We start from the raw sequence: 18,684 nt of genomic DNA on the forward strand, positions 1-18,684 counted from the left end.
TCTACCTAATCCCAAGCATACCGGATTTTGTTAGAATTTTACGATGAAACGCAGAACATTACTGAAAACAGGCCTGTTGGGATTTGGTACTTTGGTAGCGCCTACACTGCCAGCTATCGCCAAAACGCCATCACTGCTTGATCCCAATTTGCTGAAAAAGGCCAAGGCGGCCCTGGACACACATCATCTGCCGATCAAACACACTGATGTGATCGGGATTGCGGATTATGCATTGCATTCGGCCAAACCCCGCTTTCATCTGGTCGACCTGATGAACGGTCGTACGACATCATTTCTGGTCGCGCATGGTAGGGGATCGGACAAAAGACATACTGGCTGGCTACAAAGATTTTCCAACATACCTGGTTCAGAGGCTTCTTCGGGTGGGAGCTATGTAACCGGGCAGGCTTATATTGGCAAACACGGCCGGTCCCGCCGTTTGGCCGGACTGGACCCAAGCAATGACTTGGCTTATCAGCGCGCCATCGTGATCCACGGCGCGTGGTATGTCGATAGCAAGATGGTGAAACAATACGGAAAAGTAGGGCGCAGCCAAGGTTGTTTCGCTTTTTCAGAAACCGATTTGGACCATATTTTGCAGCGGCTTGGCACCGGGCGAATGCTTTTCGCTGACAAGGGCTCAAACGAAATCGGTACTGCACTGATTTAGGTATATCTGCGGATAGCATCCTTGAGCACGGCAGATGAATTTGGTCTTAGTCTCAAAGGAATTGTCATGGCCCAAATAGTGCAACAAAACCCGGGGCGCCCGAACGAATTGCCGACCTCGCCGCCATCCGAAACCCCGCCACTGGAACCGGACCGGATCGACGATCCGGGATCACCCGAAACACCGCCCCTCAAACCCGAACAACCACCCCAGCGGCCGCCGGAATATCCCGTGCCGGACGATCTGTCCTTTTGATCTAATGCCCAATGACGGGAACGAAACGATCAGCCTAACCGATCGGCTAGGGTTTGACCCCATTTTGCGCCCACATGGCCAACGCACCTATGGCGAGACCTGCCCCCGTTGCTGCCACTATACTGGCAAAGGGATGCTGCTGCACTTCACTGGTAATTGTTTCTTTTCTCTGTTCTCCAGCTTCGCGGAGCTGTTCACTGCGTTCCCGCAACAACTCGCCTTTTTCCTTGAGCGTTTCTGCTGCCTTTTCGGTCCATTGCTGCATTCGTTCGGATGCATCGTCGGCGAGATCGTCCTTCAAACCGCGAATATCTTCTTGCAGGCGTTCCAGATCGCTGCGGATGACAGCAATCTGACTGCCATAGTCGTGATCATGTCGGGGATGGCTTACCACTGCTTCTTCATTCATGGCTATCGTTCCTTCTTGCTTGTTTGATTTGTAACACCTGCGGTGCAAATTATGCCCCCGGGATGGCCTGGTCATTACGTAATAGCCACTAGGTTGGCTGATCCGGTTGTCAGCGTTTCGGCCATTCAATCGTCGGCCCCAGATCGACTAGGACCTGCCGGGCATTGAAAACCTTCGGCCCATCTTGCGGCATTGGCCCCTTACCCATCTTTATCTCCGCATGCGCTTCGAATTTCTCGACTGTCCGGACATCAACATCATAGGTCCAAAACCGGCTTCCGACATGAGGATGCCAGGTGGTCCAACCTCCTCCGCGATAATAGCGCCAATGCGGCTGCCAATAGAGATAGCCCGAACCATACCAGGGGTCATAGCGCGGCGACCGATCAACATAGGTCCGCCGGTCCCGCTCGGTCCGATGGTCGATCAGCATGAACCATTCATAACCATTTTGGTCGGTAATCTCTGCGGCACGGTAGAGCAGATAGCCCTCGACGCGATCGCGCGAGGTGAATATATTTCCAGCGAATCCGACGCGATATCGGTCTTCAGCCAACCGTTTGTCTGAATAGCCGCCAGAAATTTTCTGGCCAAAGAGATTGGGCTGATAGGGCGTTGCATTAGCGCAGGCGATCAGCACTAGCGTTAGCATCACGGTCAGGATCGTCCAGGCGCGCGCGCCAAGGAAGCGGAGTAAGGGCATGGCAAATCTCCCATAAGTTTGCACTTCTGGTCGGAACCAGAGCACCACAGTTTCCACCGGCAGGTCATTCCTGTCTTTACGTACTTATTCGGAGCCGTGGCTTTCGCGGATAAGGCCCTTATTTCGGAACGGGTTGCTGGACCAAATCTATAACAACATCCATCAAAACACAGCTCCGGCGATCATGATTTCTTGGTTGGACATCTATCCTTGCAGTCAGGGGTATTTTACCTGGATCGAATGAGATTCCTTTTCGACTATATGAGCCCCCTTTCCCGCCATATGTCTTCACCATTATCAGCAGCGTCCTGATGATTGCTCGCTTCGATAAGTTTCTTGTATGCGGTGTTTTGGGCCAGTCGCCTCGGTGATCAAGGTCTCGGACCTTGATGATGCGATGCATGACGCTAATGATACCCAGATCGGACTGTCGGCCGGCATTTGCACATCGTCATTGCGCTCGGCCGTGCGTTTCAAACAAGAAAGCCAGGCGGGCATGGTCATGGTCAATGCGCCGACGGCCGGTGTTGATTACCACGTACCGTTCGGCGGAACAAAAGGGTCCAGCTTCGGGCCGCGCGAGCAAGGTGGTTACGCACGCGATCTCTACACGACCGTAAAAACAGCATACACCCAAACATAAAAATTGCTTTCAACGGGATGTGAGACGGTTTGTGATCGAAAATTCTAAGCTTGGGTAAGAGGTCTGTTTCCCATCCCAATAGCGGATACCAGCCGAAAACGGGCCGGCATCCAGCATCGGTCAAATCTCGGTCTTCTCAGCTAGGGTAAGCGCGTCCGCCATATCGAGGCCCAGGTAGCGAACAGCATTCTCTAGCTTGGAGTGGCAAAGCAGGGCACGAATCGCTCCAAGGTTTCCCGTAGCCTCGCAGATGATCAAGGCTTTCGTCTGACAAAGCCAATGCGCCCCGTATTCCTCAACCCACTGATCAACGAGCCTCGCATATTGGCGTGTGCTTAAATGTCATGAGTGATCGGCACGGGTTGGAAAAACATAGTCTTCTAACGACCTGCCTTCGCGTTCCAATCAAGCGAACAGGCTTCTACGTGCAGCCGATGCAACAAATTGAACGGGCCGCGCTGTCTTGCGCTGCATGATCGTGCTGGGTCGCTTCTCATTCTGATTCCTGCACGTCAGTATCCGTGATTTTCCAGCCCCCGCCCAAGGCGAGGTTGAGAGCGACCCATTGTTCAACACGCGCGCGTCTGATGGTGACCAGGCCGCGTTCGGCGTTGAACAGACGTTGCTGGATATTCAGTACATCGATCAGGTCTGTTTCGCCTTCCTTATACTGCAACTGAGACAGCCGATAGGCTCGTGCCGAGGCCCCGGCCGCATTGTCCAGCGCTTTTTCGCGCCTTTTCAGAACAATTGCCTGATCGAGATTCGTTTCCGCTTCGTTGAGTGCGCTGAGCGCAGTATCCGCATAGGCCGCTATAGCGGCGCGCTGATCCGCATCGGCCTGATCAACCTGAGCTCCCCGCAAACCGCCATCGAAAATGGGTTGCAGGACTCCTCCGACGATCGACCAGATGAGATTGGGGCCGTCGAGAATATCTCCAAGGTCAGAGGAAGAGCCGCCAATACTGCCCGTCAGTGAAACCAGCGGCAGTCGCGCTGCCTTTGCCTGATCAAGATTTGCAAAAGCTGCTGCTACCCGCCGTTCCGCCGCGACAACATCCGGACGGCGCTCAAGCAGTCCGGACGGAATTCCTGCCGGAGGGCTCGCAGGCGTCACTGGCAAGTCGTTGGCATGTGTGAGCTGATCCGCCGGATAGCGGCCCAGAAGCAGTTCCAGCGCCCGATTGGTACTCCGTGCCGCGCCGCGGGCATTTTCCAGACTGTCAATCGCGGTCGCGAGATCCGATGCCGTGATCGCCGTGTCCTGTGCGGACGCAAACCCCTCGCGATAGCGGACCTGAACGATACGATCTATTTCCGCCAGCGCGGTTACCGTCCGTTCTGCAACACCTATCTGCAATTGTGCTTCAATGGCGGTGAAATAGGCACTGGCAACTGCGCTGGCCAAGGAATATTGAGCGAAGCGAAAATCCGCTTCCACGGCCTGCGCACTCGCATAAGCCGCATTCCGTCCCGCTCTTACACGCCCCCAGATATCAACTTCCCATTGCGCCTGTGCATTCAGATCAAACTGGCTGACATCGGGAATGGGGCCTTCAAACCGTCCGGTCCGGGTTGCGTTGAAATTCCCATTTATGGCTGGAAACAAAGCCGCGCGCGCCTGCCTAACCAATGCCCAAGACGACTCAACACTGGCCGCCGCTGCCTGAATATTGCGGTTGTTGAGTTGCGCCTCCCGAACCAGATCGGAAAGCACCGGATCACCAATACGGTCAATCCAGCCGATCTGAACCTCTCCGGGTTCCGCGCCGTCAACCTGCCACTGATCCGGAAGCTCGGGAAGGCTTTGCTCCGTTGCTTGGCGCACATCCGTATCCGTGCTCAGCGACACACAGGCTGTGAGCAACGGAACAAGCGATAGCGGAATGGCCAGATGCCAGTTCATGCCGTGACTCCTTCTGACGAGGGATCCGGATTTTCAGACTTCACGAACCCAGCCGATTCATCCTCGGTAACCTTGAACAAGGTTGCATATATAACGGGTACCAAGATCAGGGTCAGCACAGTCGCAAAACTCAGGCCGAAAACAAGCACCACCGCCATCGACTGGAAAAACGCATCAAAAAACAGCGGGATTACGCCCAGCACGGTGGTTCCCGATCCCAAGAGGACTGGCCGGACGCGGCTGGCCGCGCTGTCGATAATCGCATCAAAGCGCGGTTTGTTTTCAGCTATCTCCAGATCGATCTGGTCCACAAGGACGATTGCGTTCTTGATGAGCAGACCAGCGAGCGAAAGGACGCCCAGTATTGCCATAAACTCAAAGGGAACGCCCATGACGATCAGTCCGAATACTACTCCTACGAGCGCCAGCGGTACCACCGACCATATCACCAGCGGCTGACGCAAAGCATTGAACAGGATAATGACGACCAATATCATTGCGCCAAAGCCGAACGGTATGGCCCCCATCAACTGACTGTTGGCTTCCGCGCTATTCCCCGATTCCCCATCCCATTTCAGTGTATAGCCGGGCGGCAATTCGATATCCTCCACTTGCGGTTGCACGCGTGCCTGGAGTTCACCGGCCAGAAGTCCTGGGACGGGGTCGGCCTGTGCCTTGATACTCCAGACCTTGTCCGTCCGGCGCAGGCGGCCATCCCGCCATACGGTGCGGACCCCGTCTGTCACCTGTTCGAGAGGCACGGAACGACCCGACGCTCCTACGAGTTGAATCCCTCCGATACCCGAAACGTCAGCCCGCTCGTTTTCAGGGGCTCGCGACAATATCGGAATCAGGTCATCATTTTCCCGGTACACGCCGACCCGTTGGCCGGAATAGTTTCGGGCCAGTGCATTGCCAAGATCGGTCCTGCTGACGCCGGCCCGGCGCCCCTTCACTTCGGAGTAGACGGCATCCACCGCCGGGACCTGTTGCCGCCAGTTATCCTTGATCGACAGGGCTCCGCCATCTTCCGCAAAAATCGTTTTGGCTTCCTCGGCAAGTTCCCGCAGCCTTTCGGGTTCGGGACCCGAGAAGGTTGCCTCGATTTTTGAACCACCTCCGGGACCAAGAACAAAGCGCCATACCTTGCCCTGCGCCTGCGTGAAGTTTGCATCGATATGGTTCTGAACTTCGGGGATCAGTTGGTCGAGCCGCTCATAGTCGTCCAGCTTCACCAGTATCTGGCCATAAGCGCTGTTTTGCGATTCAAACTGGTAAACCAACATGTATCGCAGCGTTCCGCCCCCTACCAGCGTATGTACATCTTCGACACCTTCCTGCTTCGCGATAAACTTCTCTAGCTCGCGCATGTCAGCATCGGTTTTTGATATATCAGTGCCTTCCGGCAGCCAGTAATCGACAACCATTTGGGGTGTGGTCGATGCCGGAAAGAATCCGGGCGTAACAAAATTGAACCCGATGACGGAAATCAGAAACAGTCCCACGGCTCCCGCGATTGTTAGTGCCCTGAACCTGATCAGTCGGGCGATCAGTTCCTTGAACATCTGCATGTATCGGCTATCTGTCTGCTCTTCGGGCGGGTCTTCGGCAGTCCCTGCTTCCGTGAACAGCAAGCTGCAGAAAAATGGCGTCAGCGTGATCGCAAAGACCCAGCTGTAGAGCAGGGATATCAGGATAACCCAGAACAAGTCGCCGGTGAACTCGGCCGTATCCCCGGGAGCCAGACCAATTGGCGCAAAAGCAAGGATGCCGACAAGGGTTCCGCCTAATAAGGGCCAGATCGACTTGCGTACCGTCTCACCCGCAATTTCAATAATCTTGCGGCCTTTCTGAGTGCCAACCAATATGCCGTCAGTAACCACAATGGCATTGTCCACCAGCATACCCAGCGCAATGATCAGGGCGCCCAGGGAAATGCGGTGCATGGGGACGTTGATCATGTACATGGTACCCAGCGTCGCCGCGATGGTGAGCAAAAGCCCCAAGCCAATGACAAGACCTGAACGCGGCCCCATGAAGATGAACAGGGTACCGATCACGATCACCAGGGCAATGATCACATTGATCACAAAGTCTACCACCGATCTTTCGACCACTTCGCCCTGATGATAAAATTTGTGCAGTTCTATGCCTAGCGGACGCTGGCCTTCTACTTCTGTCAATTTGGCCGATATATCTTCGCCAATAGCGACCACATTGGAACCTGACACCGCTGCCACGCCAAGTGCGAGTGCGGGCTTGCCATTATAATACATCTGAAACGATGCGGGATCCTTATAGCCGCGGGTTACCCGGGCAATATCTCCCAATTGTGTGATCCGGCCCTCTGACGACGACACCAGCAGGTTCTTGATTGCATCCACCGAGTCAATATCACCTGTTGGCGTTATGATCAGGCGTTGGTCATCTATTTTCACCGACCCACCGGAAACAACGGCATTCTGTGTCGAGAGCTGATCAAAGATCGTATTGACCGTGGCACCCAGGGCCGCGGCATTTTGCCGTGCTATCTCGACATAGATAACTTCCTCTTGTTCCCCGCTTATATTGACCTTGCCGACACCTTTTACAGAAAGCAGGTCCTGTTGCAGTACTTTCGCATATTCGCGCAGTTCGGCCATTTCGAAGCCGTCACCGGTCAAAATATAATAGATCCCGAATACATCGCCAAATTCATCGAAAACGGTTGATGGTCCTGCGCCGGGCGGCAGATCACCGGCCGCATCCGCGACCTTGTTACGGAGCTTTGTCCAGATGATCTGCAAATCACCCTTTGTGGGCGAAGCCTCGAATTTCATTTCGACCGAGATTTCGGAAAAGCCGTCCGAAGACACCGAGTTAATCTCTTTGACTTCCGCCATGTCCTGCAGCGCTGTTTCGAGCGGCGCGGTTACCTCTCTCGCCACTTCCTCGGGACTGCCGCCAGGATAAGGTGTCAAAACCTGAGCTGTGCGGATCGTGAACTCCGGGTCTTCGAAGCGCGGCATGTTCTGATAGGCGTACCATCCGGCAAATAATGACAACAGGATCACAATTCCCATCATCAACCGGTTCTTGATGCTATATTCGGCGATCTGCATATCCCGCGGGCCTATCGCTTCCAGGGGCGAACACGATCACCCTTTCGCAGATAAGCGCCGCCCGATGCGACAATTGTTTCCCCGACCTTCAGTCCCCTGGTCGCAATGACGTTCTGCCCGACCTGATCAGCAAGTTGAACTTCCCGCTGAGCGACCGTGCGCTCCACCGGTTTCACCACCCAGACATATTTCTTTCCGCCTTCGGTCACAACCGACGCCAGCGGAATGGATATCCCGGCAATGCCATCGGCGCCGCGTCCATCCAGATCATAATCGAAAGACAATGTTGCAGTCATGCCGGTCAGCACCACCAAATCCGCAGGCGGCTGAAAGGTAAAGCGCCCTTCAAAAGTTTGTGTGGATTGATCCGCTTGGCCGGTCGCCTCCCTGAAAACAGCCGGGAAACGACGTCCCGGCGCGGCATCCAGCTCGACGAAGGTATTGTAATAATTGATCCTGTTGGAATTGAGCACGAAACTGCCGGGGACATTCACGATCGCCTCCACCGCACTGCTCTGCATCGTTACCACCGGAGCTTGTGGCTGCACATTCTGGAACTGTTCAACATAGGTTCTGCCAATAAACCCGGAAAATGGCGCCCGCAGGACGGTATCGGCCAGACTTTTCCGGGCATCATCCAGTGTCGCCTGTGCCACCTGTCGCTGCGCCAGTCTGCTTTCGACCACACTTCGCGATATGGCATCTTCCTTGATCAGCCGCAGCGCGCGCTGATATTCGCTGTCTGCATTGCGGTACTGGGCTTCTGCCTGCGTAACGGCATTGCGAAAACTGCGGGGGTCAAGCCCGGCAATGACGGAACCTTTTCGATAGAATTCCCCTCCCAATGCCTTCCAGGTGGTGATCTGCCCCCCAACCTGGAACGCCAGATCTGTGGACCTTACTGACCGGATCACCGCCGGGAAGCTGTTGCTGGCCTGCTCTGCCTGTTCATTCAACTTCAGCAGTTTGGCGGGGCGCGGTTCAGTAACCGTGTCTGTTTGTGCCGGTACATCACAAGCTTGCAGCAAAAAGGTGAAGCCGAGAACAAACCCGGCGGGCCATGAGAATCGTTTCACACGAGAACTCCTTCCAAAATCTCGATGTTGCAGCCGAGGCGGGGAAGGCAGATGCTAGTGCGCGCGATAGCTCTCGACAACAGGTTTCTTCTATCCACGTTTAGATTTACTGAATTATCCGCTTTTGGGATGGAGCTGACACTCACAAATCGGGGTGAGATCAATTTTGAATGCCCAACTTTCAGTGCCATCGCCAGTTCATCGATGGTTACAACTATTGGATTACGTTTACCGCGTTTCTTGAAATCTGATATTTTGTACCGATTTCCCAGCACGTGTCTGAAGCGGGTCTCGAAACAGATACTCGAAATTGCCAACCTGTCCCCGGTTCCTAAAGCCTGCTGACTGAATTCAGTGCAGGGATATAGTCAGGCAAAGATCGTAATGGGGCATTGTTCTGGTTTGCCAATATGGCTGCAATCGGGCCACCATGAGTGATAACGGCGACAGTCTTTTCGGTCGGCAATTCTCGCCATGCGGAGAGCACCCGCGCCACCAGTTCCGTCGTCGTTTCTCCACCACCTGGTCGAAATCCGTCCGGGTTGTCCAACATCCCGTCCATCGCATTGCCGGTTTCGCGATAGATGGCATCCCAGCTGCGGCCTTCCCAGCTACCAAAATCCCGTTCCCGCCAACGGCTGTCGGCACTCGCCTTGATCGACAGGCTGCTCGCCACTTGTTCCGCAATATGTCGGGTTCGGCGCATGTCGGAATGCACGATAACGTCCGGTGACAATCCAACCAGATCGGAAACAAGCTGCTTGGCGAAGCGAGCGCCTTCGCGGCTCAAACCCATGTCGCTGACGCCGTAGCAACGGTTTTGCCAGTGCAGGGCCACCTGCGGATGCCGAACCAGCCAGATCACAGATCAGCAAACCCCAGTGCGGCGAGTAGCAAGATCAATTGTCCGGCATAGGCCGCAAAACCAAGACAGTCTCCCGTAGTTCCCTCTATTCGTCGCAGTAACAGAGAGCGAAACCAAATCAGGAACAGGGCTGCTCCCAATATGGTCAGCATGGCCGCGAAAACATGAAACCAGGCAAAAAAACCGATGAAAGGTGATGCCACGATCATAGCCAAAAACAGGTCGCGCAATCCGGTGCGTGCACCGACATCCTTGGCCAGTCCTTCTTCGCTGGCGGTATTAGCCGGAGCAACAAGCGCCATGACCATAACCGCGAGCAACCGGCCAAAGCAGGCGGAGGCTATGAGTGCAACAATGACCATGTTCTGCGGCAGTGCAATCAAAAGCGCAGCACGTAGGCCAACCGTAAGCAGAAGCCCAAGAGCGCCATAGCTGCCAATGCGGCTGTCTTTCATGATCCGCAGCGTCGATTCCCGATCATGGCCGCCACCGAAAGCGTCGCAGAAATCCGCCACGGCATCTTCGTGAAAAGCACCTGTCAAGCGTGCTTCAAACAGCAGCGCGATGATCACAGCAATCGCGCGCGGCCAGATATGAGCGGTGCCCACCAGCACGGCGGCAGTCAGTGCACCGACCAGAGCGCCCACCAGTGGAAACCAGACCACCGACCGGGTCAGGCCGTATCGTGCCTGTTCCGCAGTCAGCCGGTTCAATCCCGGTACGGGAATCCGCGTCAGAAACTGCACGGCCAGCATTGGCGGCATCCACCAGCTGATGGACGGTTTGTCAGTCATGGCATGATATCCGAAAGCTTAGCGACGTCATTTAGCAAGGCCGCAGCACTGTCGAGCAAGGGCAGGGCAGTCAGCGCCCCTGTCCCTTCGCCAAGACGCATATCCCATTCGAGCAAAGGCTGCAGATCAAGATGATCAAGAGCTACTCTATGCCCCGGTTCTGCTGAAAGATGCGCCGCGATCATACGCCTGGAAGTCCCCGGTTGGAGACGTTCGGCGATGAGGGCCGCTGCAGTAGTGACATAACCGTCGAGCAATATTGTTGAACCTTGATCGGCTGCTTGTGCATAATATCCCGCGATTGCGGCTATCTCGAAGCCGGCAATACCGGCTATCGCGGCTACCGGATCAACGGCCAGCAACCCCACCGATCTTTCCGTGGCACCCGCGACAATATCCCGCTTTTTTACCAACACTGCGTCACCTGCACCGGCACCGCGCCCCACAGCGTTACCGGCATCAGCGCTCGCCAGCAACATGGTCAGGCAGGCCGCTGGCGTCGTGTTTCCGATGCCCATCTCGCCAGCCATTAGCAGAACAGAACCTTCGTCCAATGCAAGCCGCGCCTCTGCCTTTCCGATATCCCAGGCTGCGTGAAACTGATCTTTCGTCATTGCCGGACCCTTTGACAGATCAGCTGTTCCGGCAGCGATACGTGCATCGCTAAACGTTGGTGAATCTTTGCCATTGGTCGCTGGGTTTATGCTGCCCGTATCAACCAGTCGCAAGTCCACCGATTGTGTGGTCGCCAGCGCACTGCTGGTTGCCTTTTTTGCCAGAATGGTTTCAATCATCGCGGTCGTGACCACCGAAGGCCATGCTGATACCCCGCTTTCGACCACTCCGTGATCGCCGGCAAACAGGACGAGGCGACGGGGTTTGGTTTGCGGTCGGAGGTTTTGTTGCGCGACCGCCAGCGCGACTGCCAGTTCCTCCAGTCGTCCCATACTACCTTGCGGTTTGGCCAGTGCATCAAGATGATCGGCCACCTGTTTTGCCGTTACAGTCATCGCATAAATCTCGTCTTCGACCGATCAATTCTATCCTGCCAGCCCAGTGTAGACAGCTCCGGCTCGTCGCTCTCCTGCTGCGGATAGCCCAGACACAGATAGGCAATCAGCCGCCAATCATCCGGCACATCAAGAATGCGGTTGATTTCTTCGGGTTGCAGAATCGAAACCCAGCCCAGTCCGATATTCTGCGTGCGGGCAGACAGCCACAAATTATGGATTGCCATGACAACCGACCAAGTCAAAGTTTCGGACATGGTCTGACGCCCAAGACCGCGGCCGTCCTTTGTCCCTTCGTCGCAAAAGACAGCGAGATGCACAGGGGCTTCACGCAATCCGTGCAGCTTCAGTCTTTGATATTCCGATTGTGTTTCATCGTTGTCATATCCATCCTTTGCTTTGCGGTTCTCGACATCAACATGATCGGCAACAGATGATCGAATGGCGGCTGTCCGCACAGATACAAACCGCCAGGGCTGAGCATTGCCGACGGAAGGGGCAAGACAGGCCCGATCCAGCAAGTCGTCCACAATACCCGCATCTATGGGGCGGTCATCGAACCGGCGTACGTCGCGGCGCCAAGCCAGCAGCTTGTCGAATTGTGCACGAAACTGTTTGTCAAACACCGGATGTTGGGAATTGGTCATGCGGCACGTTCCGCAATGACGAGCAACTCGTCAATGTTGATATGTTTTTCCAAGGCTTCTGAAAGTTCATCCAGCGCCTGATCAACAATATTTGTCTGATCCAGACCATTGGAAATGGCTCCCAGCCGGGCCAGCCATGCCTGTCGCTGGGCCGCTGTGTCAAACAGCCCATGGACATAGCAGCCCGATATGCGACCGTCTTTGCTCACCGCGCCGTCCTGCCGTCCGTCAGTCAACCGTAACATCCGGTCCATGCCGCCGGTTCGGGTTTCTCCCGCATGAATCTCATAGCCGGTAAAATCCTGATCATCGGCGAGCGACTTACCGGTAACGCGACCCAGCGTTTTGGCAGCGGTTAATGTGGTTTGAACGGCAAGTAATCCGAGGCCCGCAATGGTTTCAGCCGTCCCCTCAATTCCCTCCGGGTCAGAAATGCTTTTACCCAGGATTTGATATCCGCCGCAAATACCCAGTACGGAGCCGCCGCGCCGAACATGGGCAGCAATATCGATATCCCATCCTTGCGCACGCAGAAATTTCAGATCAGCGATAGTTGCCTTTGTGCCTGGGATAATGATCAACGATGCGCTGGCAGGGATCGGTTCACCGGGCGGTATCATGCGCAGGCGAACCTGCGGCTCGAGGCGCAGCGGGTCGAAATCGTCAAAATTGGCGATGCGCGAAAGCATCGGCACCGCGATCTCGACAATGCCATCTTCCACGGGTTTCGATTGCTGCAACACCACGGCGTCTTCCGCCGGCAGTTTGTGGATCATAGGCAGCCACGGAATTACGCCCAGCCCGGTCCAGCCAGTGCGCTCGGTGATGGCCGTATAGCCATCATCAAACAGCTTTACATCACCGCGGAACTTGTTGATCAGAAACCCGTGGATCATGTCGGCATCTGCGGGATCAATCACGGCCTTAGTACCGACCAACGCAGCAATCACGCCGCCGCGATCAATGTCTCCGATCAGAACGACCGGAACACCCGCCGCCCGGGCGAAGCCCATATTGGCGATATCTCCCTGACGCAGGTTGATCTCTGCCGGGCTTCCTGCGCCTTCGACCAGCACGATATCGGCCTTTGATGACAATCGCTGATAAGAGGCCAGAACGGCATCCAGCAATTCCTGTTTCTGATCCCGGAAATAACCGGCATCCCCGGTATCATGAACCTTGCCATGGACAACCACCTGCGCCGTTTTATCGGATTGCGGTTTGAGCAGTACCGGATTCATGTCGACATGCGATGACACCCGGCAGGCGATGGCCTGCAGTGCCTGAGCCCTTCCGATTTCGCCGCCTTCGGGCGTTACGGCGGCATTGTTCGACATATTCTGCGGTTTGAACGGCCGGACCGTCATTCCTTTGTTCGTCAATAAGCGGCAAAGCCCGGCAACTAGCACTGACTTGCCGACGTCACTGCCGGTTCCCTGTAGCATTACAGCGCCCATATGAGCCCCCCGACGAGCAACCACAAAGCAAGACAAGCACGCACATAGATGGCCAGAGCGGCCTTCAGATCACCCGGCCCGGGTCGCTCGCCATCACCCAGTGTCTCTCTGGCTATCCATTCCCCATCATAGGTAGCACCGCCGCCCATTTGCACGTTTAGGGCGCCAGCCATTGCCGCCTCCGACCAACCCGCATTGGGAGACAAGTGCCTGGCCGCATCGCGAACCATGATCCGCCATCCGCCCATTCCGGCGATACAGATCAACAGGCCCGCGATCCGCGCGGGAACGAAATTCATTACATCGTCGCAGCGCGCCGCTGCCCAGCCAAAATACCGATAACGCTCGTCCAGATGACCAATTTGACTGTCCGCCGTGCTTACGGTCTTAAACACGAACAAGCCGGGTAGACCGGCGACCAGAAACCAGAATGCCGGGGCCACAATGCCATCGCAAAAGCTTTCCGCCAGACTTTCGGTAGCCGCCGAAGCGATGGCACGCTCGTCCAGATTTTCGGTGTCGCGGCCGACAATCATCGATAGTGCTTGCCGCGCGGGCGCTATCTCGCCCTGTTCGAGTGGCATCAAAACATTTCTTACATGAAAATAAAGGCTGCGCTGCGCCAGACCAGTGGTGGCAATAAGTACCAGCAGGGCCCATCCGAACCAGCCGGTCAGTATCGTTTCCAGCATGATCCCAAGCCCCGCGGCTGACCCTGTCACGGCCAGCAACGTGCAGATTCCGGCCAGACGTCTTTTTGGTACGCTACCTGTGTTCCATATATGCTCTAGACGGGAGATCAAACTTCCGGCCCACGTCACCGGGTGGGGGATGCGGCGGTGGAGAGCATCCGGATAACCGAGCAGAGCCTCCGTCACGAGGACGACGAGTAAAAGTTCCGGCCGATCCGCTATCCCCGCCACCGTCATCTCAAACGCCGTACAGGAACGACTAGGGGCTCGCCGTTGTCGCTGGTGCTGATCTGGACTTCGACACCGTAGGCCTGAGCCATGATATCAGGAACAATCACGTCATCACGGGAACCTGCCGCCAATATTGCACCGTCTTTCATGATCATGATATCGTCAGCACAGCGGGCCGCCTGAGTCAGGTCGTGTAGAACAATCACGACGCCATTTCCCGCTGCCGCATAATTTTTCAGTTTATCCAGAATATCGAACTGGTGGGCGGGATCAAGGCTGGCCAGCGGTTCGTCGGCCAGCAACCATTGTGGTTCCCCGGCGAGAACCCGGCCCAACAACACTCGGCCCAGCTCGCCGCCAGACAGACGCAGCACCTTGCGTTCTGCCAGTCCGGTACAATCTGTTGCCTCCATGGCCCTTGCGACCGCCTCATGATCGGCCGCGTTCATTCCCCAGCGTCCGGAATGTGGCAGTCGACCAAGCCCGACAACCGTTTTGACATCAATGTTCCAGTGGATATCGGGACGCTGCGGTAAAAGGCCGATCAAGCGCCCACGCTCTTTACCCTCCATCTCGTGAATCGATCGATCATCCACTGTTATGCGGCCCGTTTGCGGTTGCCGGAGACCTGCCAGACAGGATAATAGGCTGCTTTTGCCAGCGCCATTGGCGCCCAGTATGACGGTCACGCGTCCACGCTTGAACAGACCACTGACGTCATCCAGTATCTTGCGATTACGCAATGTTAGAGAGATGTTTTCGAAAGCCAGCGACATCAGTTCAGTTCCCTGCGCATTTTGAACAGCAACGCCATGAAGAACGGTGCGCCGAGCAGAGACATTGCGATGCCAAGGCGCAATTCGCTTACGCTGGGCAGGATCCTGACCGCACTGTCCGCACCGACGAGCAGAAGTGCACCGGCAAGGGCAGAGGGGAGCAACACGGCTGATGGCCGATGCCCGGCAAAAGGCCTTACAAGATGCGGCACAATGAGGCCGACAAACCCGATAATCCCGGCGGCGGCGACGGATGCGCCGACGGTCAGGCCTACGCCAATCACGGCAAACCACTGTAAATGCAATATGTTGACACCCATTGATCGGGCGGCGTCTTCGCCCAGAGTGAGGGCGTCCAGTGAACGACCGGTCGCGATCAGAAACAGCATGCCGATTGCTATGATCGGAACCGCGAGTTTCACATCATCCCAGCTGCGATCGGTTAACGCCCCCATGAGCCAGGTGACAATTTCCGTCGTTGCAAAGGGTGTGGGTGCCAGGCTGATCATCAATGAGGTCAAAGAGCCTGCGAGGCTGGACAGAATAACACCAGCAAGCGTGAACAGGATCAAGCTGCCTGATCTTCCTGCAAGCAGGGTCAGCAAAGCCATGCCGATGCCTGCGCCAATCAGGGCAAAAACAGGAAGCAGCCAGGCCGTCAGGGCAAAACCAAAGTAGAGTGAGGTCACAGCGCCCAGGGCGGAACTCGCGGACACGCCAAAAACGCCCGGGTCCGCCAAGGGATTGCGCAGATAGCCCTGCATCGTGGCGCCTGCCATGCCCAGTGCCGCGCCGATGGCTGCGCCCAATATTGTCCGCGGCACACGCAATTCCATAATGATCAACGCGCTGAGATCATCGCCCAACCATGCCGATGGCGCGACCCAGACCTTGCCTACGGCAAGCGACAACAGCATCGTGACGATCAAAGCTATCAGCAGCAGGCCGTTGAGCCACAAGGTTTTGCGATCAAGCCAGCTCATGAAGGCTTCCTCAATTTCCGGCGCGCTTCGGACAGCGTCGTCACCGCTTCAATCAATGTCGGGCCTGCGCAGTGCAGCAACCGGGCAGGATAATCCGCAATAGTGATCCGGTTGGAGAGACGTTTGAAAACCGGATGGGAAAGCATGCGGTCGCGGTGCCCACTGCTCTCCATCTGTCCGCCATTGGAAAATAGCAGCTGCGGCGGACGCGCCACCAGATGTTCCAGTGGCAGAATGTCCCATTGCTTCAATCCGTAGCTCTTACTGACATTCTCAAATCCGGTGTGACGCAGCAATTCGTCCGGCAGCGTGCCATCGCCTGGAACGAGGCCGCCGCTGCGCCAGATTAATGCGGGTACCAGTTTGTCATCCGCGGGTTTCGCCTTTGCAAAGGCGGCAGAGATGGCTTTGTTCAAATGCCTGCCCCTGTCCGGTGCGCCTACGATTTCAGACAGTTCGGAAATCTGCTGTCGGCTTTCCGCGACACTCTGCGGGATTGCTAATTTGACGAGGGGAATATTCAACCGTTCCAGTGCCATAGCTGTGGGGATGGCGACATGAGACCCGGCGACAACCAGATCTGGCCGCATAGCCAGTATTTCTTCGGCCGTTCCCGATGTGGCAGGATATCGCAAGGTCTGACGCAAGGGCGCCGATGTTGCCTGGGGGTCATGCGAATAGTGACTGACAGAGGCGATCTGCCCCTTGTCGGCAAGCTGCAGCAATAGCGCATCAGCGCAGGGATTAATCGACACAATGCGTTTCGGGTGGGCAGGAATCTTGTTTTTCGCCCTGCGCATGACAACTTCGGCTTCGACCAGAGCTGTCGGCCAAAGCAGAGCCGCAATCGCAGCGATCAATGCCGCTGCATATCTCAATATTCAACGCCCTTTTGAGCTTTGAAGCCGGCTTTGAAAGGATGCTTCACCTCTTCGAATTCGGTGACCAGATCCGCCATTTCGACAAGCTCGGGTTTCGCATTCCGGCCGGTTATGCAAATATGTTTCTCCAACGGGCGTTGCTTCAGAAATTCAGTGATTTCCTTGATGTCGAGCGTGTCATCACGCAGCACAATATTCAGTTCGTCGAGAATGATAAAATCATATTCAGGATCCATGATCAGTTCCTTTGACCGCTCCCAGGCTGCTTTGGCTGCGGCGATATCCTGTTCCCGGTCCTGCGTGTCCCAGGTAAAACCGTCCCCCATGACTTCAAAGGTCAGCAGATCAGGATTGGCCTGAAAGAAGTTTTTCTCCCCCGTTTCCCAGCTTCCCTTCACATATTGCACAATCCCCACCTTCATGCCCCAACCGAGCGAGCGGATCGCCATTCCAAAAGCTGAAGACGACTTTCCCTTTCCGTTGCCGGTGTGAACGATCAACAAACCGCGTTCGATCGTCCGGCGGGCCTGCATTTTTTCACGCGCCGCCTGTACCCGCTTCATCCGCGCGTTATGTTTCGCAAACTTGTCTTCTGATTCCGTCATTATTTCTGCCTCCAATCCTGCAAGGCCTTTGTCAGCCGGTCCCGGTCAGCGTCACTGGCGGGCAATCCAAAACGCAATTGCCGCTCATCTGTTGCGAACGGTCGTACCAATATGCCCGACTGTCCCAAATGTTCAAATATTTCCGATGCTTGGTTATGTGTTGCCAACCGAAACAAAGACGCACCTCCTACGATCTCCAGTCCCGCTTGCTCCAGCAGATGGTCCAGTGCATTGGCTGCACAACTTATTCGTTGGCGGTGATGATGTTGCCATGTCTGATCTCGGTAAGCACTAGTGCCAATGGCAATCGCTGAACTGGAAACCGGCCAGTCACCAAGCAATTGCCTCAGTTGATGTGCCACCGGCAGGTCGGCAATGACAAAGCCCAGCCTTATTCCCGGTAGCCCAAAAAACTTGCCGAAGGATCGCAAGACAATAGCGCCAGCGCGGTCACGCAGAAGGCTGATCTCCGGATCGGTATCGGCAAAGGCTTCATCAACAATTAGCTGCCCCGGCAATTCCCTGAGCCGCTCCGGTGCAATTTTCCGGCCATCGGGGTTATTGGGATTGGCAAGAATAAGTAAATCATGGTGCGCTGCATCGTCCATCGTTATTTCCGCGGCATCCGGCCACGTGGCTCGGTGTCCTGAGTAAATGGGAGTTAGCATCGCTGCAGCTCGGTCCGAAAAAATCGTTCCCAGCAGCCGGATCGCGATATCACTCCCTGGAACCGCTACAACCTCATCCGGATCAGGCACGCCGAAACTCTCCGCCGCTGCTGCCTCCAGTTGCTCCAGTTCTTCCGGTTCCGGCAGGTGGTGCCAGATTGCCGGATCATGATCAGGAACCGGATATGCCCACGGACAAATCCCGGTCGACAAGTCAACCCAAGGCTGGCGTGCGCGATCAAAATGCGCAGCCGCAGCCGCCAACCGTCCGCCATGAAAGCGGAACGGATCGGCGGTTGACCGGGCATTCAT

19 protein-coding genes are annotated in these 18,684 nt (G+C 55.8%); 3 read left to right on the forward strand and 16 right to left on the reverse strand.

What is annotated here, in order from left to right:
• Positions 1-43: 43 nt before the first annotated feature.
• Positions 44-670, forward strand: coding sequence for a murein L,D-transpeptidase catalytic domain family protein (locus AC6I9Z_RS07450; protein WP_461454822.1), 627 nt, complete (start codon positions 44-46; stop codon positions 668-670).
• Between the two features lie 66 nt (positions 671-736).
• Positions 737-925, forward strand: coding sequence for a hypothetical protein (locus AC6I9Z_RS07455; protein ID WP_461454824.1), 189 nt, complete (start codon positions 737-739; stop codon positions 923-925).
• 46 nt (positions 926-971) lie between these two features.
• Here AC6I9Z_RS07455 and AC6I9Z_RS07460 read toward each other — a convergent pair whose 3' ends face one another.
• A complete protein-coding gene (locus AC6I9Z_RS07460) occupies positions 972-1,334 on the reverse strand; it encodes an ElaB/YgaM/YqjD family protein (protein WP_461454826.1) in 363 nt (120 codons plus the stop codon).
• 109 nt (positions 1,335-1,443) lie between these two features.
• Positions 1,444-2,037 carry a CC0125/CC1285 family lipoprotein gene (locus AC6I9Z_RS07465; protein ID WP_461454828.1) on the reverse strand — a complete coding sequence of 198 codons (594 nt, stop codon included), beginning with the start codon at positions 2,035-2,037 and terminating at the stop codon, positions 1,444-1,446.
• A 340-nt stretch (positions 2,038-2,377) separates the two neighbouring features.
• Between AC6I9Z_RS07465 and AC6I9Z_RS07470 the strand changes: the two genes are divergently transcribed.
• Entirely contained in the window at positions 2,378-2,680 is a 303-nt protein-coding gene (locus tag AC6I9Z_RS07470; protein ID WP_461454830.1) for an aldehyde dehydrogenase family protein, read from the forward strand.
• Between the two features lie 493 nt (positions 2,681-3,173).
• Here the strand turns inward: AC6I9Z_RS07470 and AC6I9Z_RS07475 are convergent, their stop codons facing one another.
• The 14 genes from AC6I9Z_RS07475 to AC6I9Z_RS07540 form a co-directional block, all read right to left on the reverse strand.
• A complete protein-coding gene (locus tag AC6I9Z_RS07475) occupies positions 3,174-4,586 on the reverse strand; it encodes an efflux transporter outer membrane subunit (protein WP_461454832.1) in 1,413 nt (470 codons plus the stop codon).
• Positions 4,583-7,687, reverse strand: coding sequence for an efflux RND transporter permease subunit (locus AC6I9Z_RS07480; RefSeq protein WP_461454834.1), 3,105 nt, complete (start codon positions 7,685-7,687; stop codon positions 4,583-4,585). Before AC6I9Z_RS07480 ends, AC6I9Z_RS07475 begins: the two co-directional genes overlap by 4 nt.
• 11 nt (positions 7,688-7,698) lie before the next feature.
• Positions 7,699-8,763 carry an efflux RND transporter periplasmic adaptor subunit gene (locus AC6I9Z_RS07485; RefSeq protein ID WP_461454836.1) on the reverse strand — a complete coding sequence of 355 codons (1,065 nt, stop codon included), beginning with the start codon at positions 8,761-8,763 and terminating at the stop codon, positions 7,699-7,701.
• A gap of 331 nt (positions 8,764-9,094) precedes the next feature.
• On the reverse strand, positions 9,095-9,628 hold the full coding sequence (locus tag AC6I9Z_RS07490; protein ID WP_461454838.1) for a histidine phosphatase family protein: 534 nt from the start codon (positions 9,626-9,628) through the stop codon (positions 9,095-9,097).
• A complete protein-coding gene (locus AC6I9Z_RS07495) occupies positions 9,625-10,422 on the reverse strand; it encodes an adenosylcobinamide-GDP ribazoletransferase (RefSeq protein ID WP_461454840.1) in 798 nt (265 codons plus the stop codon). The genes AC6I9Z_RS07490 and AC6I9Z_RS07495 overlap by 4 nt, the downstream gene beginning before the upstream one ends.
• Positions 10,419-11,432: a nicotinate-nucleotide--dimethylbenzimidazole phosphoribosyltransferase gene (gene cobT / locus AC6I9Z_RS07500; protein ID WP_461454842.1), complete on the reverse strand. Its 1,014-nt coding sequence runs from the start codon at positions 11,430-11,432 to the stop codon at positions 10,419-10,421. The genes AC6I9Z_RS07495 and cobT overlap by 4 nt, the downstream gene beginning before the upstream one ends.
• Positions 11,429-12,079 (reverse strand): 5,6-dimethylbenzimidazole synthase, encoded by a 651-nt coding sequence (gene bluB, locus AC6I9Z_RS07505; RefSeq protein WP_461454844.1) that lies wholly within the window; start codon positions 12,077-12,079, stop codon positions 11,429-11,431. The genes cobT and bluB overlap by 4 nt, the downstream gene beginning before the upstream one ends.
• Positions 12,076-13,536, reverse strand: coding sequence for a cobyric acid synthase (locus AC6I9Z_RS07510; RefSeq protein ID WP_461454846.1), 1,461 nt, complete (start codon positions 13,534-13,536; stop codon positions 12,076-12,078). The genes bluB and AC6I9Z_RS07510 overlap by 4 nt, the downstream gene beginning before the upstream one ends.
• The gene (cbiB, locus tag AC6I9Z_RS07515; protein WP_461454848.1) at positions 13,524-14,465 is read right to left on the reverse strand and encodes an adenosylcobinamide-phosphate synthase CbiB; all 942 of its coding nucleotides are present in this window, start codon (positions 14,463-14,465) and stop codon (positions 13,524-13,526) included. The genes AC6I9Z_RS07510 and cbiB overlap by 13 nt, the downstream gene beginning before the upstream one ends.
• A complete protein-coding gene (locus tag AC6I9Z_RS07520; RefSeq protein ID WP_461454850.1) occupies positions 14,462-15,235 on the reverse strand; it encodes an ABC transporter ATP-binding protein in 774 nt (257 codons plus the stop codon). The genes cbiB and AC6I9Z_RS07520 overlap by 4 nt, the downstream gene beginning before the upstream one ends.
• On the reverse strand, positions 15,235-16,218 hold the full coding sequence (locus tag AC6I9Z_RS07525) for a FecCD family ABC transporter permease (protein WP_461454852.1): 984 nt from the start codon (positions 16,216-16,218) through the stop codon (positions 15,235-15,237). Before AC6I9Z_RS07525 ends, AC6I9Z_RS07520 begins: the two co-directional genes overlap by 1 nt.
• Positions 16,215-17,096: an ABC transporter substrate-binding protein gene (locus AC6I9Z_RS07530; RefSeq protein ID WP_461454854.1), complete on the reverse strand. Its 882-nt coding sequence runs from the start codon at positions 17,094-17,096 to the stop codon at positions 16,215-16,217. Before AC6I9Z_RS07530 ends, AC6I9Z_RS07525 begins: the two co-directional genes overlap by 4 nt.
• Entirely contained in the window at positions 17,093-17,704 is a 612-nt protein-coding gene (gene cobO, locus AC6I9Z_RS07535) for a cob(I)yrinic acid a,c-diamide adenosyltransferase (protein WP_461454856.1), read from the reverse strand. The genes AC6I9Z_RS07530 and cobO overlap by 4 nt, the downstream gene beginning before the upstream one ends.
• Positions 17,704-18,684, reverse strand: coding sequence for an aminotransferase class I/II-fold pyridoxal phosphate-dependent enzyme (locus tag AC6I9Z_RS07540; RefSeq protein WP_461454857.1), 981 nt, complete (start codon positions 18,682-18,684; stop codon positions 17,704-17,706). The genes cobO and AC6I9Z_RS07540 overlap by 1 nt, the downstream gene beginning before the upstream one ends.

Source organism: Parasphingorhabdus sp. (genome assembly GCF_059726685.1).

Excerpts from the sequence above, each read along its gene's own strand:
- AC6I9Z_RS07450 (WP_461454822.1), top strand. The coding sequence starts at position 44 with ATGAAACGCAGAACATTACTGAAAACAGGCCTGTTGGGATTTGGTACT.
- AC6I9Z_RS07455 (WP_461454824.1), top strand. The coding sequence starts at position 737 with ATGGCCCAAATAGTGCAACAAAACCCGGGGCGCCCGAACGAATTGCCG.
- AC6I9Z_RS07460 (WP_461454826.1), bottom strand. The coding sequence starts at position 1,334 with ATGAATGAAGAAGCAGTGGTAAGCCATCCCCGACATGATCACGACTAT.
- AC6I9Z_RS07465 (WP_461454828.1), bottom strand. The coding sequence starts at position 2,037 with ATGCCCTTACTCCGCTTCCTTGGCGCGCGCGCCTGGACGATCCTGACC.
- AC6I9Z_RS07470 (WP_461454830.1), top strand. The coding sequence starts at position 2,378 with ATGCGGTGTTTTGGGCCAGTCGCCTCGGTGATCAAGGTCTCGGACCTT.
- AC6I9Z_RS07475 (WP_461454832.1), bottom strand. The coding sequence starts at position 4,586 with ATGAACTGGCATCTGGCCATTCCGCTATCGCTTGTTCCGTTGCTCACA.
- AC6I9Z_RS07480 (WP_461454834.1), bottom strand. The coding sequence starts at position 7,687 with ATGCAGATCGCCGAATATAGCATCAAGAACCGGTTGATGATGGGAATT.
- AC6I9Z_RS07495 (WP_461454840.1), bottom strand. The coding sequence starts at position 10,422 with ATGACTGACAAACCGTCCATCAGCTGGTGGATGCCGCCAATGCTGGCC.
- cobT (WP_461454842.1), bottom strand. The coding sequence starts at position 11,432 with ATGACTGTAACGGCAAAACAGGTGGCCGATCATCTTGATGCACTGGCC.
- bluB (WP_461454844.1), bottom strand. The coding sequence starts at position 12,079 with ATGACCAATTCCCAACATCCGGTGTTTGACAAACAGTTTCGTGCACAA.
- AC6I9Z_RS07510 (WP_461454846.1), bottom strand. The coding sequence starts at position 13,536 with ATGGGCGCTGTAATGCTACAGGGAACCGGCAGTGACGTCGGCAAGTCA.
- cbiB (WP_461454848.1), bottom strand. The coding sequence starts at position 14,465 with ATGACGGTGGCGGGGATAGCGGATCGGCCGGAACTTTTACTCGTCGTC.
- AC6I9Z_RS07520 (WP_461454850.1), bottom strand. The coding sequence starts at position 15,235 with ATGTCGCTGGCTTTCGAAAACATCTCTCTAACATTGCGTAATCGCAAG.
- AC6I9Z_RS07525 (WP_461454852.1), bottom strand. The coding sequence starts at position 16,218 with ATGAGCTGGCTTGATCGCAAAACCTTGTGGCTCAACGGCCTGCTGCTG.
- cobO (WP_461454856.1), bottom strand. The coding sequence starts at position 17,704 with ATGACGGAATCAGAAGACAAGTTTGCGAAACATAACGCGCGGATGAAG.
- AC6I9Z_RS07540 (WP_461454857.1), bottom strand. The coding sequence starts at position 18,684 with ATGAATGCCCGGTCAACCGCCGATCCGTTCCGCTTTCATGGCGGACGG.